This is a genomic window from Nocardioides ultimimeridianus (genome assembly GCF_054777895.1).
The window spans coordinates 73,891-95,973 of sequence record NZ_BAAHAB010000020.1 but is presented as its reverse complement, the minus strand read 5'-3'; the positions used below and the strand labels follow the sequence as shown (position 1 = coordinate 95,973).

The window sequence follows — 22,083 nt, the reverse complement described above, 5'->3', positions numbered from 1 at the left end:
CCGTCAGCCCTGGTGGACGAAGGCCCGCACCGAGTCCGCCACCATCTGCACCGCGATCGCGGAGAGCAGCAGGCCCGCGATCCGGGTCACCAGCAGCACCCCTCCGTCGCGCAGGATCCGCGCGATCGGCAGCGAGAACCGCATCGCCAGCCAGATGGCCAGGTGCACGCCGAGCACCCCGAGCGCGACCGCCAGAGCGTCGGGGACACCGTCGATGCGGCGTACGAACAGCATGGTGGCCACGATCGCGCCGGGGCCGGCGAGCAGCGGCGTGCCGAGCGGCACCAGCGCCACGTTGACCTCGCCGTTCTGCTGCGGCTCCTGGTCGTTGCCGGTGAGCAACTCGAGGGCGACGAGCAGCAGGAGCAGGCCGCCGGCGCCCTGGAGCGCGGGCAGCGTGATGTGCAGGTAGCTGAGGATCTGCTGCCCGACCAGTGCGAACGCGGTGATCACCAGCAGCGACACGCTGACCGCCTGCCAGGCGGCGCGCCGCGTGGTCGCGGGCGACCGGCCGGCGGTGAGCGAGAGGAAGATCGGGACCGTGCCGACGGGATCCATGATCACGAACAGGGTCACGAAGACCTCGGTCATCAGGACGAGGCTCACCACTGCGGCGCCGGTCCTCCGAAGGGCAGGGTGACCAGCTGCGGGCCGGTGACCGACACGTCGCGCAGGATCCAGTCGTCGCGCAGCAGCAGGATCGCCGACGCCGGGCGCAGCACCAGCCACAGCCAGCGGCCCTCGGCCTCCCCGGCAAGCACCGAGCGGTCCAACTCGCCGTGGGTGCCGCTCACCGACACCGGCCACAGCCCGACCGGGTGGGTGCCGAGCCGGACCTTGACCAGCGAGGTGCCGTGCCCGACCTCGCCGCCGGGGTCGTCGTTGTCCAGGCCGGCGACGCGGGCGCCCAGGCCGGTGCCGGGCTCCTCGCTGATCACGATCACGTCGACCGGACCGTCCAGCGCGCTGCTGCCGGTCACGCAAGTGAGCGTGGCGTGCGCCTTGGCCGGGTTGGCGACGACCGCGAAGTCCGTCACGGTCCATCCCGGGCCCAGCGGCCAGGGCAGGTACGTCGGGAACGAGCCGGCGCGCTCCAGGTGGGCCGTGAGGGCGTCGTACGACGCCGCATCGGACCGCCAGAGCGGGACGATCTCACCGTGCTCGGGGCAGGACCAGGTGTTCTCGTCCAGCCGCACCACCGGCGTGGCACAACGCACGCACCCGGCGACCAACGGCGACCTCATGGCCCCACCGTGGTGGGCGGTGCGCCCGACGTCAAGCATTCCAGCGCAGGACGACCGGTGTCTCGCGCTCGTAGCCCAGGCAGGACAGGGTCGAGGTGTCGAGCTTGAGCAGCCGTCCCTCACTCGCGGGCAGCCCCAGCCAGCGCGCGGCGAGGGCCCGCAGGCAGTGACCGTGGGCGAAGACCAGGGTGCGTCCCTCGACGGCGCGGACCCGGGCGATCACGCGGTCGACCCGCTCGCCGACCTGCTCGGCGGACTCCCCGCCCGGGTTGGGCCCGGTCCAGATCGTCCAGCCGGGCATCATCTCGCGGATCTGGGGCGTGGTGAGTCCCTCGAGGTCGCCGTAGCGCCACTCGAGGAGGTCGTCGTCGACCTCGGCGTCGGGGAAACCGGCGAGCGCTGCGGTCGTGCGGGCCCGCGCGAGCGGGCTGGTCAGCACCTGGGCGAACCCGATCCCCTTCAGCCGCGGCGCGAGGTCGGCGGCGCCGACCTCGCCCTCGGGGAGGAGCGGGAGGTCGGTGACCGAGGTGTGACGTCCGTTGGTGCTCCACTCGGTCGCGCCGTGCCGGACGATCCACAGTTCGCTGCTGTCCACGGGTCAACCGTGCCAGGATCCGCCGTGTGGGTCTTCACCGGTATCGGCTGGCGGTCGCGGCGGCGTTCGCGACGCAGGGCTTCGTGTTCATCAGCCTCACGACCCGGTTGCCCGACATCAAGGACCGGTGGAGCTTCTCCGCGCTGCAGGTCTCGCTGACGCTGCTCGCGGTGGTGCTGCTGGCGGGGCTCGGGTCCGTCCTGGCCGAGAGGTACGCCGCCCGCGCCGACAGCGCGCTCATCCTGCGCCTCGGCCTGGTCGGCATCGGCATCGGGATGCCGCTGATGGTGGCCGCTCCCGCGGTCGGGGCGTACGCCGCCGGGGTGGCCGTCTACGGGGTGGCGCTCGGTGCCGTCGACGCGGCGACCAACATGCAGGCGGTCGCGCTGGAGCACCGCTACGGGCGGCCGATCCTGCCGTCCTTCCACGGCGCGTGGACCCTGGGCGGCGTGCTCGGCACGGTGTTGACCCTGTCCACATCGGCGCTGCCGCTGTCCGCCGCGGCCGGGGTCGGCGTGCTCCCCCTCGGCGTCGCCGCCCTCCGCTTCCTCCCCCGCGACCACGGCGCCACGGTCGGCGCCGAGGCGGTCACCGCCGCGGCGGTCGTCATCCCCTGGCGGCCGATCCTGCTGGTCGGCCTGGGCATGGTCGTCTTCTACATGGTCGACACGGCGAGCCAGACCTGGGGCGCGCTCTACCTGGACGATGTCTTCTCCGCGCCGTCGCGATGGCTCGCCCTCGCCACCCTCCCCTACCTGCTGGCCAGCCTGCTGGTCCGGTTCGCCGGGGACGGCCTGGTCGCGCGGTTCGGCGCGGTCCCGGTGCTGCGCGTCGGCGCCGTGGTCGCCTGCGCCGGCCTGGCCCTCGTCGTCACCGCGCCGACCTGGCCGCTCGCGGTGGTCGGCTTCGCCGTGGTCGGCACGGGCATCTCGGTGGTCGCGCCACTGAGCTTCTCCGCCGCGGCCAAGATCGCCGGCGCGAGCGGCGATGCCGGCCGGGACCGGATCGACGCGGTGATCGCGCGGTTCAACCAGTTCAACTACGTCGGCGCGTTGATCGGGGCGGTCCTCACCGGGGTGATCGGCAGCGATCAGCTCCGGTTCGGCTTCGTGATCCCGATGATCCTGGTGTTGGCCCTGCTGCCGCTCGCCCGGCACTTCGCCGCCGTGACCGCCGGCCCCGCGTCGGGAACCGACCGCCCCCTGCAAACGTCGGAGGAAGCATGAGCACCAGGCACCGTCCCGTCCTCGCCGTCACCGCGGCAGCGAGCCTCCTCGTCGCCCTCTCCGCCTGCGGGAGCGACAACCAGGTCGCCGCCGACCCGGCGACCAGCTCGGCGCCCCCCGCCACGCAGCCGGTCGCCTATCCGACCTACGCCCCCACCGACTACACCTACCGGCTCCAGGTCCTGTGCTACTGCCCGCTCGTCGGCCCGGTCGACATCACCGTCAAGAACGGGCAGGTCACCGGCGCCGCGGTCGCGGGCGGGGCGCACAAGGGCGGCCCCGTCCCGGCGTACGTGAAGAAGACGATCAACGACATCATCGCGATCGCCAACGACCCGAAGTCCGGCGACGTGAAGGTCGACTGGCCCGCGGGCGCGGACGCCCCGCGCAGCGTCGCGGTCAACCCGATCCAGCGCGCCGCCGACGCCGGGGTGACCTACGTGATCCGCAACGTCAACGCGGGATGAGCGCCCAGTAGTCGAGGTCGAGCAGCACGCCGGCGGCGTACTTGCCATCCTCGCCGCGCAGCGTGGTGCTCTCGTCGCGCCCCTTGGTCGCGACCAGGCGCAGTCGCAGCGCGCCGACCGAGTCGGACAGCTCGGCCTTGTCGAGCACCTCCGACCAGGCGTAGACGGTGTCGCCCGCGAACGCCGGCGCCACGTGCGACCCGGCGTTGATGGCCACCACGAGCTGGGCGTTGGCCAGGCCGTTGAAGGACAGCGCGCGCGCCATCGAGATGATGTGACCGCCGTAGATCAGGCAGTTGCCGTCGGGCCGGGCCTCGACGTTGAAGTGCACCTTGGCGGTGTTCTGCCAGAGCCGGGTCGCCATCTTGTGCTCGGAGTCGCTGAGGGTGACGCCGTCGACGTGGTCGATGCGCTCGCCGATCGCGTAGTCGTCGTAGCGGTGCGGCTCCCCCGCCGCGGTGAAGTCGTACGCCGAGAAGTCCAGCCCGTCCGGGACGACCAGGTCCTCCGCGGCCAGCGCCGGCTTGAGCTCGGGCAGCACGGTCTCCGGCGCGTCGGCCGAGGCGTCCCGCTTGTGCACCATCACCCAGCGGCACCACTCCAGGGCGACCTCGCCGCGCTGGTTGGTGGCCGTGGAGCGGACGTAGACGACACCCGACTTCCCGTTGGAGTTCTGCTTGAGGCCGATCACCTCGGAGCGGGTCGACAGCGTGTCCCCGGGCACGATCGGCTGGTGGAACCGGCACTCGGCGTAGCCGAGGTTCGCGACGGCGTTGAGCGAGATGTCCGGCACCGTCTTGCCGAAGGCGATGTGGAAGCCGATCAGCTCCTCGACCGGGTGCGGGTCGAGGCCCACCGAGGCGGCGAAGGCCGCGGAGGAGGGGACCGCGAACCGGGTCGGGTAGAGCGCGCCGTACAGCGCCCGGTCACCCTCGGTGACGGTGCGCGGCGTGGCGTGCTCGATGACCTGACCGATGGTGAAGTCCTCGAAGAAGTTGCCCGGGTTGGTCTTGCTGGCCGTCTCGCTCACGAGCGGTCATTCTGCCCGGCACGCGCGGTGAGGCCGCGACCGGCCGCCACGCTGCGACGTACGGCGGCACCCGCCACCTGCCCCGCGACGGCCCCCGCCGCCTGGCTCGCGGCCTTGATCTGGTCGCCGAGCTGCTGCCCGGCGAGCAGCGGGGCGAGCAGGCCGTCGGCGTGCGACAGGATCCCGTCGGCCTTGGTCACGACCGCGTCGAACCCGTCCACGCTGCCGTTGAAGCCGGCCACCGAGGCGTTGAACTCGCGCAGGGCCGCGGTGAAGTCGACGAGCAGCCCGGCGAAGGTGTCGAGCGTGTCGTTGAGCCGGTCGGCGGTCTCGTCCAGCTTCACGATGGTCTGGTCCACGTCGAGAACGGTCCGCATCCGCGAGCGCTTGCGGTCGTTCGGTTCGCCGCTGTCGATGGTCATGGCGGCATGCTACGGACGCCGGGAGTGTGGGGAATGCCGCAGTCCGAGGGCGGCCGCAGGGACACCCCGGCGGCGTACCCACGGGTAGAGTGCGCGGGTTGATTGGTCGATGACCCGAAAGGTGACCAGATGCCGACGCTGTGCCAGACCGAGGGCCTCACCGAGGACCAGACCGAGATCCTGAAGGCCGTTCGCCAGTTCGTGAACGAGCAGATCATCCCGGTCGCCCAGGACCTCGAGCACTCCGACACCTACCCGCAGGAGATCGTGGACGGGCTCAAGGAGCTCGGCGTCTTCGGCCTCACCATCCCCGAGGAGTTCGGCGGCCTGGGCGAGTCCCTGCTGACCTACGCCCTGGTGGTCGAGGAGATCGCCCGCGGCTGGATGAGCGTCTCGGGTGTCATCAACACGCACTTCATCGTGGCCTACCTGCTCATGCAGCACGGCACCGAGGAGCAGAAGGCCAAGTACCTCCCGAAGATGGCGACCGGCGAGGTCCGCGGCGCGTTCTCGATGTCCGAGCCCGGCCTGGGCTCCGACGTCTCGGCGGTCTCGACCAAGGCCACCAAGCAGGACGACGGCAGCTACTCGATCACCGGCCAGAAGATGTGGCTGACCAACGGTGGCACCTCCACCCTGGTCGCGCTGCTGACCAAGACCGACGAGGGCGCGGAGTCGGTCTACAAGAACATGACCACCTTCCTGGTCGAGAAGGAGCCGGGCTTCGGCGAGACCGCCCAGGGCGTCACCGTCCCCGGCAAGATCGACAAGATGGGCTACAAGGGCGTCGAGACGACCGAGCTCATCCTCGAGGACCACAAGATCTCCGCCGACCAGATCCTCGGTGGCGAGCCCGGCAAGGGCTTCTTCCAGATGATGGACGGCGTCGAGGTCGGTCGGGTCAACGTGGCCGCCCGCGCCTGCGGCCTGGCCTGGCGCGGGTTCGAGCTCGGCATCGCCTACGCCCAGCAGCGCAAGACGTTCGGCAAGGTCATCGCCGACCACCAGGCCGTGCTCTTCCGCCTCGCCGAGATGGCCACCAAGGTCGAGGTCGCGCACTCGATGATGGTCCGCGCCGCCCGCCTCAAGGACACCGGCAAGCGGATGGACGTCGAGGCCGGCATGGCCAAGATGGTCGCCTCGGAGTACGCCAACGAGGTCGTCGAGGACTCCTTCCGGATCCACGGCGGCTACGGCTACTCCAAGGAGTACGAGATCGAGCGCCTGATGCGCGAGGTCAAGTTCATGCTCATCGGCGAGGGCACCTCCGACATCCAGAAGATGATCATCGGTCGCTCGCTGCTGAAGGACTACGCGCTCAAGGGCTGACGGTCCGACCATGGCCCGCCGGGTGGTGCTGCACGTCGGCACGATGAAGTCGGGCACCAGCTATCTGCAGGCTGCCCTCTTCGCCCACCGGGCGGGCCTCGGCCGGGCCGGCGTCCTGGTCCCGGGACGGCGTTGGAGCGACCAGTCCGACGCCGTCCACGACCTGGTCAGCGGGGGTCCCGGCGAGCGCTGGCACGCCCTCTCCTCGGCCATCGGTGCCCACACGGGCGACGCCGTGGTGTCGATGGAGTACCTCGGCCCGATCCGCGACCCCATGGCGCGCCGGCTCCTCGCCTCGTTCCCCGACGCCGCGATCGACGTCGTGGTCACCGCTCGCGACCTCAACCGCACCCTGGTCTCGATGTGGCAGGAGACCGTCCAGAACGGCCGGAGCTGGACCTGGGCGGACTACCGCGCCGCCGCCGAGGCGGCCGCACCCGGCACCGGCGCCGTGCCCGCGGACGCCTCCGTCGCAGGCCGGTCGTTCTGGCGCCAGCAGCACCTCGCCCGGATGCTGGAGGCGTGGGTACGCCGGGTCGGCGCCGACCACGTCACGTTGGTCACGCTCCCCCCGCCCGGCGCACCCGCCGGCGTACTGCTCGAGCGGTTCGCGACCGCGACCGGGTTGCCGCTGGACCCCGGCGTACCCGTGCCGCGGCGCAACGAGTCGCTGGGGCTCGCCTCGACGCTGGTCCTCCGTGAGCTGAACGCCGCCCTCGAGGCCGACGGCATCGGCCCTGCGCAGGGGCGGCGGCTGCGCAAGCACCTGATCGCCAAGCGCACGCTCGCCGCCCTCGCCGGCGACGAGCCACGCCTGGGCTACCCGGTCGAGGACTGGGTCCGCGCGCAGACCGCGGCCACCGTCGAGCGGGTCCGAGGCTCGGGCGTGCGGGTCGTGGGTGAGCTCGCCGACCTCGACCCCGTCGACGTGCCCGGGTGCGACCCGGCCGACGTCGACCCCGGGCTGCGGGCCCGTGCGGCGGCCGCGGCGCTGGCCACGGCCGTCGCCGAGCAGACCCGCACCGTCGACTGACGGTCCGCCCTACCGCCGGGCGGCGGCGAAGAACGAGCGGAACGAGTTGTCGTACTGCTGCTTGGTCGTCGAGAGATAGGCCCGGTGCCACCCGCGGTTGGTCGCGCGGCCCACCGAGGCCTGGGCGGTCAGGCGGAAGGCCGGCGTCGCGCCGGACCGGCTCACCAGCAGGACCGTCGGCGCCATCATCGCGAACCCGTCCGGCCGGTACACCGCCCAGCTCTTCGACCCCACGTCGCCGCCCAGCAGGCGGGCGAGGCGGGCGAACCCGCGCGAGCTCCGCGACCCGCTGATCACCTGCACGTGCACGCCGCGCCGGTACGCCGCCCGCAGGGACCGTACGACGGCGGGCGAGCCGAGCGCCCGGACGGCCAGGTGCACGGCCGCTCCCGGCTTCGCGCTGCGGATCGCCTTGAGCGCCATCCGCACGATCACGTGCCGGTCGCGCACCGGGCCGGACGGGTCGCTCAGCACGGTGCCGTCGCCGAAGCGCACCATGCTCGGCCCGATCCTGGCCGGCAGCGGGCCGAGGTCGACCCCGACGGCGTTGTGGTCGGAGTTCAGGCCCAGGCTGAACTGGTCGCCCAGCGAGAACCGCGCGAAGCCGCGCACCAGCACGTAGTCGATGGTGACGTGGCGCCCCGAGGTGACCAGGCGGCGCTCGAGGGCGTCGTACGTCGCGATCAGGCCGTGCCGCCGCAGGATCATCCGCGGGTACGACGGCGAGTTGTAACCCACGTTGAGGTCGCCGCCGACGACGACCGAGCCGCGGTGGGCCAGCCGGTCGGCCAGTCTGCCGAGGCGTCGGGCCGCCGGGGCGGTCAGCCCGCGGGTGATCCGGGTGTCGGGCGGGAAGTGGGCGGCGATGACCGACAGGGTCAGCCCGCCGTTGCTGCGCAGGGTCACCCAGTTCGCGTAGCGACGGCCCCACGCGTAGCGGGCGCCGGGGACCCGGCCGGTGCGGTCGGTCAGCATCGTCACGCCGTGGTCGCGCAGGTGCCAGCGGTCGGAGTTCCACGCGACCGCGGCCTCACCGCGGTAGATGCCGCCCTGGCGCCACAGCCGGTACGGGCCCGGGGCGAGCACCCCGTCGTGGCGTCGCGCGACCTCGTCGTAGGTCACGAAGTCGGGGTGGGTCGACAGCACGTGACGGACGTCGGCCTGGAACTTGCGCACCGGCGTACCGATGCGCAGGTTGGCCTGGACCATCCGGATCCTGGGTGGCCGGTACGACGAGGCGCCCCCGCCGCCCTCGAGCTGCAGCGTTCCGCGCCCGGGGTCGCTGCCGCAGCCCGTGAGGGTCAGCGGCAGGGCCACCGCCAACGCCACCACGACCAGTCCGCGTCGTACGCCGGACACCATCCGCATCGTCTTCTCCCACCCCAGTCTCCGGCGCGCACACCCCGATGGATGCACACCTTTAACATCCATCACAGCAGCCACTTCGGCATCAGAGAAGGGGAGGCGCGGAACTACATGGTTGGAATTCGGCGCGGAGCGGCCGACTCCGGCTCGGGTGCGGACTCAGATCACGCCGGAGAAGCGCTCCGGGATGCGCCGGAACGGCCGGAGCTCCATCGCGACCACCTGACGCCGGCCGGTGGCGCGGGTGACCCCGTTGTCGAAGGTCTGCACGATCCGCGCGAGCTCCTCGGGGTCCGGCTCCAGCTCCGGCACCGCACCGGGGTCGCCCAGGCCGGCCGTGATCCGGTCGAGCAGCGCGACCATCTCGTCCCCGGAGAACTGCCAGCTCGTCTCCCCCGCGCGACCGTCCAGCGCGACCATGGCCCGCCGGTGGTCGGCGACGCGGAGCAGGTGGTCGCGGTCGGCGAACTTGAGGTGGAACATGAAGAGCCCGGGGTCGATCGCGAAGGTGTTGCCGCGCAGTCCGTGCGATCCCGCGGCCCACGGACCGGTCGTCAGCTTGATCGACGGCTTGCACAGCAGCGGGATCAGCTTCAGCAGCGAGCGCTGCTCGAACAGCGGCCGGGCCAGGTCGAGCGCGGGCTCGCTGGCGGCGTCGTGCACCACGTTCAGGCCCAGGACGCCGAGGGCGGCCCGGCCGGCCGCGCCCGCGACCGCGTCGGGGATCCCGGCGTACCGCGCCGGGTCGGCGACGATGAACTCGTCGGCGTCGGCGAACACGACGGCGTCGTGCTTGCGCAGCAGCTTCGCGGCGGCGTCGCTGACGATCCGCATCCGCTCACGCTCGAAGTGCCCGGTGATCGGCTTGACCCGCTGGACCTTGCAGTCGAGCCGGTCGGTGGATCCGTCGTCGGAGCTGTCGTCGAGCACGAGCAGGTGGTCGTGGCCCAGCGCGCCGCCGTAGTGGTCGACCCAGCGCCGCAGCATGGCGCCCTCGTTGCGCACCATGGTGATCGCCGCGACCCGGGGCGCGCGCCTCATCGCTCGCCCCACCGCTCGGCGCGCAGCTCGGCATCGCGCTCAAGGAGCGGGACCATCGCCTGCTCCAGCTCCGCGACCAGCGCCTCCAGCCGTACGCCGAGCCCGGCGTTCTCGCGCACGGCCTCCTCCAGCCGGGCGACCAGCTGCCGGTCGGCGCGCACCTCGAGCAGCCCCGCCACGTCGGCGCTGCGGCGGACCGCGCGCCGGAGATCACGGCGGCCGGGCGCCATCAGCGGCCCGCCGTCACTGGGAGCCTCGCCGGTAGCGGCGCAGCGCCTTCGCCGTGACCTCGCCGTCGCGCAGGTCAACGGGCAGCAGCAGCTCGGTCACGACGTCGCTGAGCGCTGCGACCCGCTGGTGCAGCTCGCGATCCTTCACGACCTCGGTCTCGAGGGCCTGCAGCCGGTCGTGCAGCTGCTCGTCGCGACGCCGGACGTACGGCGCCGTGGCGCCCTGCACGAGGTTGCGCACGACGCCCTTGGCCGAGCGGTCGGTACGCCGACGCCGGCGGGCGCCGTCGAGCACGTGGCCCTGCTCGCGGACCAGCAGGAGCAGGTCGACGATCGTGCCGAGAGCGGCGTCGAGCACCTCGGCCTCGCTCACCTCGCTGGGCAGCCGGCCCTCGGGGCGCGTGGCGCGGAGGTCCTCGGGGTCGCCGTGGACGGCGTACCCGGCACCCGCGATGGCGTCGATGGCCCGGTCGGCCCGCCCCGCGGCGTCGGCGTACTGCGCGTCGGTCATGCCGAGCGGCTCGTTGCCCTGGGCGGCGAGGATGCCGTTCGCGAGCGTGTCGCGCAGCCAACGCGACTTCTCCCGGTCGTTCGTCAGCGGCGCACGCAGGTGCCCGTTGACCCGGCGCAGCAGCTCCGCCTCGACCGCACCGAGCGACTCGTTGACCCGCGGCACCGCGAGGTCGACCGGTACGCCGGTCAGCCCGCACGCCGCTGCGAAACGATCCCACAGCTCGGTGTCACCGGAGCGCACCCGCGGGACGGTGACGACGTGGACGTGGTCGGCCGGCAGCGTCGCGCCCCAGCGCTTCGCGACCGCCGACGGGTCGGTGGTCAGCCAGCCCCACTCCTTGCGGTTCGCGGTCGGGGTCCACTCCTCGAGCTCGGCGGTCTGGCCGAACTTCAGCCGCTCCTGCCACGCCGAGGGGACCGAGCGGGCCAGGTCGCGGGCGGTGATGACGACGTGCACGTCGATCTCGCCGAGGTCGGCGAGCGCGCGCTTGGCCTGCTCGGCCGAGGCGGCGGAGAACAGCTCGTAGCTGAGCACGGCGCTGTCGCCCTGCCAGCCCTTGATCGCGGCGACGAGGGTGCCCCACATGTCCTGGCGCGCGGCGGGCAGCTTCTTCCAGCGCGGGTCCTCGCGCACCTGCAGTGCCGCCTGGACGCGGTCGACGTGCTGGTCGCCGACGACCAGGACGCCGGCCTGCGCGAGGCGGTCGCGGTTCGAGTCGAGGATCCGCTGCAGGTACGTCGTCCCGGACTTCGGCGAACCCACGTGCAGGTACAGGGTGCGGGTCACTTGTTCTCACTCCGTTCAGGGGCACGCGCGGGGAAGTCGATCACCATTCTCCAGGTGGCCGGGGCCTTCCCCGTCAGCGCCCGTACGCCGTCGGCGACTCCGTGCTGGCTGAGGACCCGCCCGCCCACGCGGCGGGCGGCGTCGGCGACGGTGCGCGGCGACAGCGGCCGGATCCGGCCGCCTCCGCGGGTCAGGTGGACCTGGCCCGCCCGGCCCTTGGGCCAGGTCTCGCTCTCGACGTACAGCCGTCCGCCACGGCGCAGGACCAGGCCGGTGAGCGTCCAGAAGTTCTCGGTCGCCGCGGAGTCCAGCGCCTCGAGGACCTGGCGGGCGTAGACGACCTGGGGGCCGTCGTACCGGGCCGCGATGGCGCCGCGGGCGAGCACGTCGCGGGCGTCGAGCAGGTTGACCCACTCGATCCGGGCGTGCTCGGGCAGCCGGCGCAGGCGCAGCGGCGGGTGCGCGTAGTCCATGCCGACGCCGGGGTGGCCGCGCTCGGCGAGCAGGCGCAGGTCGGCGAGGCTGCCCGAGCCGATGTCGACCACGCGCACGCCGGGCTCGAGCTGGTCACCCACCCAGTGCGCGAAGTCGGACGGCGCGACGTCGGCCTTGGCCTGGTCCAGGTTGAACCCCCGCCAGTCGCGGCGCTGCCGGAACAGCGAGCCGAACCACTCGTCGAAGCGGTCGTGGATCTCGGCGCTCGGCTGGTGCTGGAAGGAGGGGTCCGGGATCCGCCAGTTGGGGCCGTAGGAGACCTCCATCAGTCGGGCGGGATCCGCCGGCGCGGGCATCATCCGACCCTCGAACTCGATCTCGGTCAGCGGCAGCACGGCCTCGCGCGGCAGCGGGGTGCGCACCGTGGCGGTCTCGTAGAAGTTCCCGTCGAGGAAGAACGTCGTGTAGACGTCGATGCCGGTCGAGCCGCCGTCCGGCGTCGCGACCATCACCGTGATGAAGCTGCCGCTCTTCTCGACCACCTTCATGCCCGCCTCGCGCAGCGCCCGGGCGATGCCCCACAGCTCGACCGTCATGGCGGCCGGGGTCTCCTGCTCGGAGACGTAGCAGAGGTCGATGTCGGAGTCGTGCCCGATCGCCTTGCCGTGCCGGGCCGCGCCCAGCAGCGTGCCGAACGAGATCCAGCCCTCGATCCCGCAGTCGCGGCGCATCACCTCCAGCATCCGCTCGGCGCCCTCGGTGATCGCGTCCACCACGCCCTCGCCGCGGGTCTCGAAGGGCTGCTGGATCAGGCCCCACTTGTCGACGATGATCGCGATGCCACGCGCGTTGACCAGGGCGACCTCACGGTCGCTGTCGGTGAAGGCCACCCGCTCGGCGTACAGCTGCTTCTCGCCGGCCTGGATCCGCACATCCGACCAGCCGTCGAGGAAGGGGACCAGCTTGCGCGGCCAGCCGATGTGCCGCTGGCCGGTGGCGACGAACGACCATCCGCGCCGCTCACCGAAGTAGACGTCGCCGGAGCCCTCGAACGGGGAGTCGAAGTGGATGCCTTCCAGATCGACCCGCATGACCCCGCAACCTATCCCACGGTGAAAGTCGCGTATTGGATGGCGTGGTCGGACGTGCGGTTCACCTCGGTCCCGTCGCTGAGGTGGTACGCCGACCACGACCCGCCCGACCCGAACAGCCAGTCCACACGCATCCGCGCGGGCGGCCTGCAGGTGCCGTTGTTGGACCCTCCGCTGGCCGCGCGCAGGGCCGTGCGGCCGGTGATCTGGCAGTAGACCCAGGCCTTCTGGTTGAAGTCGCCGGTGAGCACGATCGGCAGCTTGTCCTTGGCCAGCGTCTTGATCTCGGCCACCAGGACGTTCATCGCCTTGACCCGGGCGGTCTGCATGCCGCCGGGCGCGAAGTGGACGTTGATGAAGTAGACCTCGGCACCGGTCGCGCTGTTGTGCAGCCGCACGATCGGCTGCGGCCGCCAGCCGCCGACGAACGGGATCGAGATGCTGGTGCGCCACACCTGGGTCCAGCTGGAGGTGCGGAACATCAGCGACTGGGGTGTCGCCGTGTAGCCCTGGGTCGCCCCCGGGTAGATCGTGTACGTCGACCCCAGCGTGGTGGTGAAGTCGCCGATCTGGTCCGGCTGCGCCTCCTGGGTGCCGAGCAGGCTGGGCTGGAACTGCGAGATCAGGCCGGTCTCCCACTCGGCGCGCAGCCGCGCGGGCGCGTACTCCTGCGCGTCGGCGCCCGGAGCGGTGTGGTTGCTGCCGAGGACGTTCTCCGTCATGACCCGGAAGGACGTCGTCGTGGCGGTCGTGCGCGCCACCGTGCGGGCGCCGACCGTCGGCCGCGCGGCCAGGTCGTGCGCGGCGACCTCGCGCGGTGACATGGCGTCGAGCCGCTGCTGCTCCGCCGCCGGGATCGTCAGCCGGGGCGCCGTCGTCCGCGGAGCGGTCCGGGGAGCGATCCGCGCGGACGTGCCGCCGAGCGTGCCCGCCTCGCCGTTGCCCCAGCAGTCGGTGGCCGAGCCCAGCCCGCAGTAGCTCAGCCAGCCGGCGGCGATCTGGGTCAGCCCGGCGTACTGGGCGCGTGCGGTCGGCGTCGACACGGAGGTGGCGCCGGCGGTGCTGGTCTGGCCGTACCGGTTCTGGCCCCAGCACACCGGGGTGCCCGACGAGTCGACCGCACAGGTGCTGCCCTCCCCCGCGGCGACCGAGAGCCACAGCTGCCCGCCGCGGATCTGGTACGGCGTGAGGTGGGCCGCCGTCGTACCGTCGCCGACCTCGCCGTTGCGGTTGCGGCCCCAGCACGCGAGGTCCTGCGCGGTGGTGATGCCGCAGACCGTCCCCCAGCCGACCGAGAGCGACGTCCAGGACCGGCCGCCCGCGACCCGCACCGGGTGGTCGCGCCGCACGGTCGTCCCGTCGCCCAGGGCGCCGAAGGCGTTGTCGCCCCAGCACCAGGCACTGCCGTCGGCACGGATGCCGCAGCTGTGCCATCCACCGACCGCGATCGAGCGCCACACGCCCCCGCCGACGACCTGGGTCGGGGCGGCCCGGATGCCCCCGGTGGACCCGATCCCGAGCTGGCTGCGCAGGTTCTGGCCCCAGCAGGCGAGCTGCCCGTTGCGGCGTACGGCGCACGCGTGGGACCAGGCGACCCCGACCTCGGTCCAGTTGTTCGCGGTGCCCACCCGCTTCGGGAGCGTCACCGGCCCGGACCTCGCCCGGCCGGTCTGTCCGTAGTTGTTCAGGCCCCAGCAGTACAGCGAGTGGTCGAGCTTGACGCCGCAGGTGGTCGAGCCCGAGGTGCTCACTTGCGCCCAGCCGGTGCCGGCGACGGCGGTCGGGCTGGTGCCGCCGGTGCGGGTGCCGTTGCCGAACTGGCCGTAGTCGTTGCGGCCCCAGCAGCGCGCGGTGCCGTCGGAGCGCGTCTCGCAGCTGGTCTGGCCGCCGCTGCTCAGCACGACGACGTTGCCGGTGATGGTGAAGACCAGGGTGCCCGTGGCGGCCGGCGTGCTCGGATCGGATCCGGCGACGCCCACGGTGACGGTGGACAGACCGGCCTGGGTCGGCGTACCGGACAGCAGGCCGCTCGGCGACAGGCTCAGCCCGGGCGGGAGCGGCGTGGTCGCCGACCACACGTCGCCGGTGCCGCCCGAGGCGACGAGCTGGACGCTCAGCGGCTGGGCGGTGGTCGCCCGGACCAGCTGGCGGCGGGTGGCCGGCACCGGCCAGGCGTGCGAGGCGGTGACGAGATCGGTGCGGATCCGGCGTACCACCGCACCGGCGTGGCCGGGCCGGACGTACGACGACGCGATCGCCGCGGACGGCCCGACCCGCAGACCGTTGGTGTCGCAGACCAGGTCGCCACTCGTGCAGACCTCCCACGGGCGGTAGGCGCCGGCCGGGGGCGGCACGTCGGCGACCGGGCTGAGCCGCAGGCTCGCGACCCCACCGCGCCGGCGCGGAGCCGCGGGGTCGCCGTCGATGGTCGCGGTGGTGCCGATGCGGCGGTACGGGTCGCTGACCAGCGCCGCGCCGGTGACCCGGTCGCCCAGGCCCGCTCCGGCAAGCCGGACCAGCAGGCGGTGCGCGATGGCAGCGCCCTGGGCGTAGCCCGCGAGCACCAGCTGCTGGGAGGGGCAGGTGCGCAGCATCCCGGCGATGGTCGGGGCGGCGCGGTCGACCGCGGCGGCGACCGGCGCCATCCACCGGCGTACCGACGGGGTGCGCAGGGCGACCCTTGCCCCCCGGTGGCGCAGGGCGCCCTGGGTGAGGGTCGCCAGGGTCGGGGTCCAGACGCCGACCCGGAAGGTACGCACGGTCCGGGTCGGGACGATCCGGGAGGCGTAGACGCGGGCGACAGCGTCCACGGTGCGTCCGAAGCGGTGCCCGGGGGCGGGTCGCTGGCCGTTGCCGTCGATGCCGACGAGCAGCACGTCGGCGCACGAGACGCCCGAGCCGGCCTGCACGGCGGCGCCGGGCGGACGCGGCGTACGACCGCCGACGAGGACCAGCGCGAGCAGGCAAACAACGAGGGCGACGGCGCAAGACAGCGCCGTCGCCCTACGTGACATGCTCAGATGTTAACCATGTGACTGGTGTGACGTCTATCGACGATCGACCAGACCCTCTGACCCGTTCGGGTCAGAGGCCTTCCTTCTTCATCAGGGCGTAGGGGTCGACGGTGCGCACCTGCCGCATCACGACCCGCCCGTCGCGGGTGACCACCGGACGGTCGATCGTGCCGGTCGAGCTGACCGGAGCGAGGTTGACCGGCCCCCAGCTGGCGGGACGGTGGTGCCACAGGTAGTCGATCCAGTTGATGTAGCTGGAGGTGATCGACGCGCTGGTGATCTCGGCGACCACCTCGTCGCTCTGCAGCGCGACCGGGGTCCAGTTCGCGGTGCCGTTGACGACCAGGCGGGTGTCGGTCTTGCCACGGAAGACACCGCTGATCGCCATGTCCTTCATGTGCAGGTAGATGTCGTACATCCCGTCGCGGTTGCGGTCGTAGGAGTACTGCAGCGTCGGCACGTGACCGTTCTTCAGGATGGTCCGGATGTTGCCGCCCAGCAGGGAGTAGACGAACCGGATGTCACAGCCCTGCCTCTTCAGCGCGACCAGACGGTGCGCGATCGCCATGCCGCGGTCACCGAGCAGCGCGTCCTGGGCGATGCGCAGCTTGGTGTGGCCGTTCGTGCCGGTGCCACCGGTGGCCCCGGTGCACCTGACCTGCTTGAGCCGGTTGAGGTCCGGGTCACCCGCCGCGGTCGCGACGGGGCCCTGGTACGGGTAGAAGTTGATCGTCCGGTTCGGCGTCACGTCCTGGACGTAGGCCTTGCCGTACAGGTTGTGGTCCTGCCCCATCTGCACGAACGTCTTGCCGAAGTCGTTGTAGATCTCGCGGTTGCCGACGATCGTGTACAGGTCGTTCCACTGGCTGTTGGCCGCGATGTCGGTGGCGTTGTTCGAGCCGTACATCGTGACCCAGTCGCGCTTGCCGACGTGGTCGAAGAGGAAGAACTTGCTGTGCGCGATGCCGCGTCGCCCGCGGCACGCGGACACGCAGCGCCTGATCCAGCTGCGGTTCTGCGGCAGCCGCGCCTTGGTCGGGGCGAAGGCCTCGGCCAGGTGGCGGTAGTCCGGGTTCGGCGCGCTGGGGTTGGCGTTGCCGCGGTCCATGACGATGCGGATGCCGACACCGCGCTTGTTCGCGCCGATCAGCGCGTCGACGTACGCGCGGCTGCGGATGTTCCACGAGGCGATCATGATGTGGTCGCCCTTGGTGGTGCTGTCGATCGTGCGCACGATCGCGCGCCGGATCGTCAGGAAGCTGTGGTTGTCGCGGCTGTAGGGGTCGTTGAACTTGACCCCGGCCCGCACGTAGTAGTGGTCCGGCGGGGTCGGAACCCGCTTCTTGACGTGCGCGACCGTGGAATAGCCGGTCGGCTTGTCGGTGGTGGACGCATGGGCGGGCGCGCCATTTGCAGCAACCATCAGACCCAGAGAACTCAGAAGGACTGCACCGTGGCGGAGCATCCGCATCAGAAAAGACTCCTCATTGCTCGCTTCGGAAGGGCTCGTTGCCGAACTGCCTCTCGACCCCCAGCCAGGCACGCACGGAAGGTGCTACGCCCCCAGCCTGGTCAGAACAGTACCTCGCGCCACTCCTGCACGTCGTATCTCAGCCGACACAGTGGTCGTAGAGGTACTTCCAGTCGGCGTCCGCCTTGAGCGACGGGGACGCCTGGACGATCTTGCGGCCCAGGATGGCATACAGGTCGGTGCCGTACGAGGCGATCCGGCTGCCGATCTCGCAGTGGTAGATGTAGGAGCCCTTCTCGCCGTCGACCTGGCAGCCCTTGTAGTGGGACGGGAGCGTGGCACCGACCTTCCAGATCGAGGCGCACTCGGGAAGCGTCAGGGCCGGCGCGGACGTCCTGGCCGCGGTCGGCGAGGAGCTGGTGGGCGTCGTACCGACGCTCGCAGGGTCCGTCGCCGTGTCGTCACCGGAGCCGCACCCGGCGAGCAGGGTCGTCGCTGCGGCGATCGAGGCGAGGGCGAGGAGTGCGCGCATGGAACCAGGGTATTCCGAAATGCGGAGGGCGGCGGGCTATTGCTGCGACGGGGTCGCGGTGACCGCCGCCGTCGCGTAGACCAGGTAGTGGTCGCTGAGCCGCAGCGCCTTGGTCGCGCCGTCCTGCGCGTAGTCGGAGAAGCCGACGGTGCTCTCGCCGGCGTCGCTGCCGACGATCCAGTCGATCCGGATCGGGCCCGAGGGACTGCAGTCCGAGGACGATCCGCCGTTGGCGGAGAACGCCGGGACGTTCGCGGCCAGGCGGCAGAACCACGAGGTGTGCTCGTTCATGTCGCCGAGCATGACCACCGGGTGGGTGTCGTTGAGCCGGTCGACCAGCGCCTGCTGGATGACCGTGCCGGCGTTGCGCTCGCCCTGGCGGCCCTGGGGCGAGAGGTGGGCGTCGATCACCCAGAACTCCACGCCGCTCGAGCGGTCGCGGAGCAGGACGTAGGGCATCGGCACCGACATGCCGACGAACGGGGAGTTCACCGAGCCGCCGTCGACCATCTCGAAGCGGGAGTTGCGGAACATGATCTGGAGCCGGTAGCCCTGCCGGCCGACCGCGTCCTGGGGCCACATGGTGTACGCCGGCATCTGCCGCAGGAAGACCTGCCGCTGGTCGCGCTGGACCTCCTGCATCCCGACGATGTCGACACCGCGGTTGATCAGGAGCGAGGCCTCGCCCGCGGCGCGGGCCAGGCCGCGGCCGACGTGGTTGCTGCCGAGGATGTTGAGGCTGGCCACCCGCATCGTGGACGTCACCGGCTCCGCGGCACGCTTCGCACGACGCTCGGCGATCCTCGCGAGCATCTGCTGCTTGTCGTGGGCCTTCTGCTGGTGCTTCGCCGCCCGTGCGGCCTTGACCGCCTTCGCCGTGGCCGTCGCCGTGGCGCTGCTCGCCGCGGTGGGCCCGTCGGTCGACACGACGGCCGACCAGGAGGGGTCGGCCTGCTCGGCGGAGGCGAGCGCCGTGCCGTCGGACTGGGCGTGCCACACAACCGCCGTCAGCACGCCGAGGACCGTCAGGCACGCGACCGTCGCGGTGAGTCCGTCACGGGTCCAGGCGGCCGGCCTGGCCAGCAGCCGCAGGGTCGCCGCGATGCGAACGATGGGGCGGGTCTTCGGTGCGACCCGCCGGCCACGGCTGCGCATCCCTCGAACACCCTCCGTCAACGACTGTCGGATCACGGTACCCGACCGACCGGCTCTTCGCAGAACTAGTCGGCACCTGCGCGGCCCGACCTGAGCAATGCCATAACGTTGGGCCGTGAGCGTCACCCCGTCGCGCGTCTTCGTCGCCAGGCTGGTGGGTCTCCCCATCTTCGACCCGCAGGGCGACCAGGTCGGCAAGGTCCGCGACATCGTCGTGACGATGCGCACCGACGCCGCGCAGCCACGCGTCCTCGGCCTCGTCGCCGAGGTCTTCGGCCGCCGCCGGATCTTCGTGCCGATGACCCGCGTGACCAACATCGACAGCTCGCACGTCTACAGCACCGGCCTGCTCAACATGCGCCGCTTCGAGCAGCGCTCCACCGAGACCCTGGTCATCGGGCAGATGCTCGACCGCACGGTCACGATCGTCTCCACGGGCGTCACCGGGACGGTGTACGACGTGGCGATGGAGCCGGCCCGCACCCGCGACTGGGTCCTGAGCCGGGTCGCCGTGCAGGAGCCGAGCAAGGGCTTCCGCCGGCGCGGGCAGACCTACGTCGTGGAGTGGAGCGACGTCACCGGGCTCAGCCGCCGCGACGCCGGGCAGGGCGCGGCGCACCTGGTGGCGGCCATCAACGAGATGCGGCCCGCCGACGCGGCGAGCATCCTGCACGACCTGCCCGCCGAGCGCCGGGCCGCCGTCGCCCTGGCCATGGACGACGAGCGGCTCGCCGACGTGCTCGAGGAGCTGCCCGAGGAGGACCAGGTCCAGATCGTCGGCCTGCTCGACACCGAGCGCGCCGCCGACGTCCTGGAGGAGATGTCCCCCGACGACGCCGCCGACCTGGTCGCCGACCTGCCGCCCGCCACGCAGGAGGTGCTGCTCCAGCTGATGGAGCCCGAGGAGGCCGAGGACGTCCGCCGCCTGATGCAGTACGTCGAGAACACCGCGGGCGCCATGATGACGCCCGAGCCGGTGATCCTCGGGCCGGACGCCACCATCGCCGACGCGCTCGCGCACGTCCGCAACCCCGACCTGACCCCGTCGCTGGCCGCGCTGGTCTACGTCTGCCGGCCGCCGCTGGAGACCCCGACCGGGCGGCTGCTGGGCGTGGCCCACATCCAGCGGCTGCTGCGCGAGCCGCCCTCGACCCTGGTCGCGGGCGCGCTGGACGACTCGCTGGAGTCGCTGCGGCCCGAGGCCAGCATCGACGAGGTGGCGGCCCACCTGGCGACGTACAACCTGGTGGCGGCGCCGGTCGTCGACGACGAGGGCCGGCTGATCGGTGCCGTGACGGTCGACGACCTGCTCGACCACATGCTCCCGGCGAACTGGCGCGACCGGCAGAACCGACGGGAGCCCGACCGTGGCTGAGCCCCGCCGTACCGAGCGCCTCGACACGCCCCGCGTCCAGCGCCGGCCCCTCGTCCGGCGCCCCACGATGGACTCCGACACCTTCGGGGTCTTCGCCGAGCAGTTCGCGCGGTTCATGGGCACCGCGAGGTTCCTGATCTGGATGACGTTCTTCGTGGTCGTCTGGATCGCGTGGAACAGCACCACGCCGGAGCGGATGCACTTCGACGGCTACCCGTTCATCTTCCTGACCCTGATGCTCAGCCTGCAGGCGTCGTACGCCGCTCCGCTGATCCTGCTCGCGCAGAACCGTCAGGAGTCGCGCGACCGGGTGATCGCCGAGCAGGACCGCCAGGCGGACGCCCGCGCCCACGCCGACATGGAGTTCCTGGCCCGCGAGGTCGCGTCGCTGCGGATGGCCGTCGGCGAGGTCGCCACGCGCGACTACCTGCGCTCCGAGCTGCGCTCGCTGCTGGCCGAGCTGGAGAAGGGTGCCGCGTCCCACGACGACGGCGACGACAGGAGATCGGACCGGCCCTCCTAGACTTGGCCGCGTGAGCAGCCAGGTGACCGTCGAACAGGTGATGTCCGCACTCGCGGGCGTCAACGACCCCGAGATCAAGCGCCCCATCACCGAGCTGGGGATGGTCGAGGCCGTCGAGCTCGGCGAGGTCGACGGCGGCACGGAGGTCACCGTCAAGGCGCTCCTCACCGTCGCGGGCTGCCCGCTCAAGGACACCATCAACCGCGACGTCACCGCGGCCGTGCAGGCCGTGCCCGGCGTGACGTCGGTCCGGGTCGAGCTGGGCGTGATGTCGACCGAGCAGCGCGGCGAGCTGCACGCGACGCTGCGCGGCGGCCAGGCCCAGCGCGAGATCCCGTTCTCGCAGCCGGGCAACCTGACCAAGGTCTTCGCGGTCGCGTCCGGCAAGGGCGGCGTCGGGAAGTCCTCGCTGACGGTGAACCTGGCGATCGCGCTGGCCAAGGCCGGCCGCCGGGTCGGCATCGTCGACGCCGACATCTACGGGCACTCGATCCCCGCCATGCTCGGCGTGGCCGACTCCCGTCCGACCCAGGTCGACGACCTGATCATGCCGGTGCCCACGGCCTCGGGCGTCTCGGTGATCTCGATCGGCATGCTCAAGCCGCGGCGCGACCAGGTGGTCGCGTGGCGCGGCCCGATGCTGGACCGCGCGCTGGTGCAGATGCTCGCCGACGTCTACTGGGGCGACCTGGACGTGCTGCTGCTCGACCTCCCGCCGGGCACCGGTGACATCGCGATCTCGCTGGGCCAGCACCTTCCCGGCGCCGAGGTGGTCGTCGTGACCACGCCGCAGGAGGCCGCCGCCGAGGTCGCCGAGCGCGCCGGCACGATGGCCTCGATGATGAACCAGCGCGTCGTGGGCGTCGTCGAGAACATGAGCTACCTGCCCTGCCCGCACTGCACCGCGGAGGGCAAGGAGCACCGGCTCGAGATCTTCGGCAGCGGCGGCGGCGAGCGGGTCGCGGAGACGCTCTCGCAGCGCTTCGGGTACGACGTCCCCCTGCTCGGCCAGGTCCCGCTCGACACCTCGCTGCGCGAGGGTGGCGATGCCGGCAAGCCGATCGTGGAGGCCGACCCGACGGCGCCCGGTGCGCTCGCCATCACCGCGATCGCCGACCGTCTCGACGGCCGCACCCGTGGTCTCGCGGGCATGCAGCTCGGCCTGACACCCACCAGCAAGTTCTGATCCGGCCGCGGTCAGGGGG

The 22,083-nt window shown here is 72.1% G+C and carries 21 protein-coding genes; 7 read left to right on the top strand and 14 right to left on the bottom strand.

Going from position 1 to position 22,083, the window contains the following annotated elements:
- Positions 1-3: 3 nt before the first annotated feature.
- Genes ACYU8V_RS17420 through ACYU8V_RS17410 form a run of 3 tightly spaced genes read right to left on the bottom strand, consistent with a single transcriptional unit; the run spans position 4 to position 1,839 of the window.
- Positions 4-591 (bottom strand): MarC family protein, encoded by a 588-nt coding sequence (locus ACYU8V_RS17420; RefSeq protein WP_460849148.1) that lies wholly within the window; start codon positions 589-591, stop codon positions 4-6.
- Between the two features lie 11 nt (positions 592-602).
- Positions 603-1,244: a DUF6758 family protein gene (locus tag ACYU8V_RS17415; protein ID WP_460849146.1), complete on the bottom strand. Its 642-nt coding sequence runs from the start codon at positions 1,242-1,244 to the stop codon at positions 603-605.
- 31 nt (positions 1,245-1,275) lie between these two features.
- Positions 1,276-1,839, bottom strand: coding sequence for a histidine phosphatase family protein (locus tag ACYU8V_RS17410; protein ID WP_460849145.1), 564 nt, complete (start codon positions 1,837-1,839; stop codon positions 1,276-1,278).
- A 26-nt stretch (positions 1,840-1,865) separates the two neighbouring features.
- On the opposite strand from ACYU8V_RS17410, the gene ACYU8V_RS17405 reads away from it, so the two are divergent.
- Together ACYU8V_RS17405 and ACYU8V_RS17400 are read left to right on the top strand one after the other, a co-directional pair.
- The gene (locus tag ACYU8V_RS17405; protein ID WP_460849143.1) at positions 1,866-3,065 is read left to right on the top strand and encodes an MFS transporter; all 1,200 of its coding nucleotides are present in this window, start codon (positions 1,866-1,868) and stop codon (positions 3,063-3,065) included.
- Complete coding sequence (locus ACYU8V_RS17400; RefSeq protein ID WP_460849141.1) at positions 3,062-3,532, top strand: DUF6174 domain-containing protein; 471 nt, start codon at positions 3,062-3,064, stop codon at positions 3,530-3,532. Before ACYU8V_RS17405 ends, ACYU8V_RS17400 begins: the two co-directional genes overlap by 4 nt.
- Here the strand turns inward: ACYU8V_RS17400 and ACYU8V_RS17395 are convergent.
- A complete protein-coding gene (locus tag ACYU8V_RS17395; RefSeq protein WP_460849140.1) occupies positions 3,519-4,562 on the bottom strand; it encodes a MaoC family dehydratase in 1,044 nt (347 codons plus the stop codon). The genes ACYU8V_RS17400 and ACYU8V_RS17395 overlap by 14 nt on opposite strands.
- Positions 4,559-4,984: a hypothetical protein gene (locus ACYU8V_RS17390; protein ID WP_460849139.1), complete on the bottom strand. Its 426-nt coding sequence runs from the start codon at positions 4,982-4,984 to the stop codon at positions 4,559-4,561. The genes ACYU8V_RS17395 and ACYU8V_RS17390 overlap by 4 nt, the downstream gene beginning before the upstream one ends.
- Before the next feature lie 129 nt (positions 4,985-5,113).
- Between ACYU8V_RS17390 and ACYU8V_RS17385 the strand changes: the two genes are divergently transcribed.
- Together ACYU8V_RS17385 and ACYU8V_RS17380 are read left to right on the top strand one after the other, a co-directional pair.
- The gene (locus tag ACYU8V_RS17385) at positions 5,114-6,313 is read left to right on the top strand and encodes an acyl-CoA dehydrogenase family protein (protein WP_460849138.1); all 1,200 of its coding nucleotides are present in this window, start codon (positions 5,114-5,116) and stop codon (positions 6,311-6,313) included.
- 10 nt (positions 6,314-6,323) lie between these two features.
- Positions 6,324-7,346: a hypothetical protein gene (locus ACYU8V_RS17380; RefSeq protein WP_460849137.1), complete on the top strand. Its 1,023-nt coding sequence runs from the start codon at positions 6,324-6,326 to the stop codon at positions 7,344-7,346.
- Positions 7,347-7,355: 9 nt separating this feature from the next.
- Here ACYU8V_RS17380 and ACYU8V_RS17375 read toward each other — a convergent pair whose 3' ends face one another.
- The 9 genes from ACYU8V_RS17375 to ACYU8V_RS17335 form a co-directional block, all read right to left on the bottom strand.
- On the bottom strand, positions 7,356-8,714 hold the full coding sequence (locus ACYU8V_RS17375; RefSeq protein WP_460849135.1) for a hypothetical protein: 1,359 nt from the start codon (positions 8,712-8,714) through the stop codon (positions 7,356-7,358).
- Between the two features lie 156 nt (positions 8,715-8,870).
- On the bottom strand, positions 8,871-9,752 hold the full coding sequence (locus tag ACYU8V_RS17370; protein ID WP_460849134.1) for a glycosyltransferase family 2 protein: 882 nt from the start codon (positions 9,750-9,752) through the stop codon (positions 8,871-8,873).
- The gene (locus ACYU8V_RS17365) at positions 9,749-9,982 is read right to left on the bottom strand and encodes a hypothetical protein (protein ID WP_460849132.1); all 234 of its coding nucleotides are present in this window, start codon (positions 9,980-9,982) and stop codon (positions 9,749-9,751) included. The genes ACYU8V_RS17370 and ACYU8V_RS17365 overlap by 4 nt, the downstream gene beginning before the upstream one ends.
- A 13-nt stretch (positions 9,983-9,995) precedes the next feature.
- On the bottom strand, positions 9,996-11,282 hold the full coding sequence (locus ACYU8V_RS17360; RefSeq protein WP_460849131.1) for a DUF6752 domain-containing protein: 1,287 nt from the start codon (positions 11,280-11,282) through the stop codon (positions 9,996-9,998).
- Entirely contained in the window at positions 11,279-12,808 is a 1,530-nt protein-coding gene (locus tag ACYU8V_RS17355) for a class I SAM-dependent methyltransferase (RefSeq protein ID WP_460849130.1), read from the bottom strand. Before ACYU8V_RS17355 ends, ACYU8V_RS17360 begins: the two co-directional genes overlap by 4 nt.
- A gap of 11 nt (positions 12,809-12,819) precedes the next feature.
- Positions 12,820-15,822: a cutinase family protein gene (locus ACYU8V_RS17350; protein ID WP_460849128.1), complete on the bottom strand. Its 3,003-nt coding sequence runs from the start codon at positions 15,820-15,822 to the stop codon at positions 12,820-12,822.
- A gap of 70 nt (positions 15,823-15,892) precedes the next feature.
- The gene (locus tag ACYU8V_RS17345; protein WP_460849127.1) at positions 15,893-17,245 is read right to left on the bottom strand and encodes a phospholipase D-like domain-containing protein; all 1,353 of its coding nucleotides are present in this window, start codon (positions 17,243-17,245) and stop codon (positions 15,893-15,895) included.
- A gap of 187 nt (positions 17,246-17,432) precedes the next feature.
- On the bottom strand, positions 17,433-17,825 hold the full coding sequence (locus tag ACYU8V_RS17340) for a hypothetical protein (RefSeq protein ID WP_460849126.1): 393 nt from the start codon (positions 17,823-17,825) through the stop codon (positions 17,433-17,435).
- A gap of 36 nt (positions 17,826-17,861) precedes the next feature.
- Positions 17,862-18,980, bottom strand: a complete 1,119-nt coding sequence (locus ACYU8V_RS17335) for an endonuclease/exonuclease/phosphatase family protein (protein WP_460849125.1) — start codon at positions 18,978-18,980, stop codon at positions 17,862-17,864.
- Between the two features lie 115 nt (positions 18,981-19,095).
- Between ACYU8V_RS17335 and ACYU8V_RS17330 the strand changes: the two genes are divergently transcribed.
- From ACYU8V_RS17330 to ACYU8V_RS17320, 3 genes are read left to right on the top strand one after another with little or no spacing between them, the layout of a single operon-like run.
- Positions 19,096-20,355, top strand: a complete 1,260-nt coding sequence (locus tag ACYU8V_RS17330; protein WP_460849123.1) for a magnesium transporter MgtE N-terminal domain-containing protein — start codon at positions 19,096-19,098, stop codon at positions 20,353-20,355.
- The gene (locus ACYU8V_RS17325) at positions 20,348-20,878 is read left to right on the top strand and encodes a DUF1003 domain-containing protein (protein ID WP_460849122.1); all 531 of its coding nucleotides are present in this window, start codon (positions 20,348-20,350) and stop codon (positions 20,876-20,878) included. The genes ACYU8V_RS17330 and ACYU8V_RS17325 overlap by 8 nt, the downstream gene beginning before the upstream one ends.
- Positions 20,879-20,918: 40 nt before the next feature.
- Positions 20,919-22,064: an Mrp/NBP35 family ATP-binding protein gene (locus ACYU8V_RS17320; RefSeq protein WP_460849275.1), complete on the top strand. Its 1,146-nt coding sequence runs from the start codon at positions 20,919-20,921 to the stop codon at positions 22,062-22,064.
- The last annotated feature ends 19 nt before the right edge of the window (positions 22,065-22,083 follow it).

Bases quoted from the DNA above. Each gene is read 5' to 3' on its own strand.
- ACYU8V_RS17340 (WP_460849126.1), bottom strand. From the start codon at position 17,825: ATGCGCGCACTCCTCGCCCTCGCCTCGATCGCCGCAGCGACGACCCTG.
- ACYU8V_RS17320 (WP_460849275.1), top strand. From the start codon at position 20,919: ATGTCCGCACTCGCGGGCGTCAACGACCCCGAGATCAAGCGCCCCATC.
- ACYU8V_RS17345 (WP_460849127.1), bottom strand. From the start codon at position 17,245: ATGGTTGCTGCAAATGGCGCGCCCGCCCATGCGTCCACCACCGACAAG.
- ACYU8V_RS17390 (WP_460849139.1), bottom strand. From the start codon at position 4,984: ATGACCATCGACAGCGGCGAACCGAACGACCGCAAGCGCTCGCGGATG.
- ACYU8V_RS17355 (WP_460849130.1), bottom strand. From the start codon at position 12,808: ATGCGGGTCGATCTGGAAGGCATCCACTTCGACTCCCCGTTCGAGGGC.
- ACYU8V_RS17350 (WP_460849128.1), bottom strand. From the start codon at position 15,822: ATGTCACGTAGGGCGACGGCGCTGTCTTGCGCCGTCGCCCTCGTTGTT.
- ACYU8V_RS17375 (WP_460849135.1), bottom strand. From the start codon at position 8,714: ATGCGGATGGTGTCCGGCGTACGACGCGGACTGGTCGTGGTGGCGTTG.
- ACYU8V_RS17370 (WP_460849134.1), bottom strand. From the start codon at position 9,752: ATGAGGCGCGCGCCCCGGGTCGCGGCGATCACCATGGTGCGCAACGAG.
- ACYU8V_RS17380 (WP_460849137.1), top strand. From the start codon at position 6,324: ATGGCCCGCCGGGTGGTGCTGCACGTCGGCACGATGAAGTCGGGCACC.
- ACYU8V_RS17420 (WP_460849148.1), bottom strand. From the start codon at position 591: ATGACCGAGGTCTTCGTGACCCTGTTCGTGATCATGGATCCCGTCGGC.
- ACYU8V_RS17400 (WP_460849141.1), top strand. From the start codon at position 3,062: ATGAGCACCAGGCACCGTCCCGTCCTCGCCGTCACCGCGGCAGCGAGC.
- ACYU8V_RS17385 (WP_460849138.1), top strand. From the start codon at position 5,114: ATGCCGACGCTGTGCCAGACCGAGGGCCTCACCGAGGACCAGACCGAG.
- ACYU8V_RS17335 (WP_460849125.1), bottom strand. From the start codon at position 18,980: ATGCGCAGCCGTGGCCGGCGGGTCGCACCGAAGACCCGCCCCATCGTT.
- ACYU8V_RS17415 (WP_460849146.1), bottom strand. From the start codon at position 1,244: ATGAGGTCGCCGTTGGTCGCCGGGTGCGTGCGTTGTGCCACGCCGGTG.
- ACYU8V_RS17365 (WP_460849132.1), bottom strand. From the start codon at position 9,982: ATGGCGCCCGGCCGCCGTGATCTCCGGCGCGCGGTCCGCCGCAGCGCC.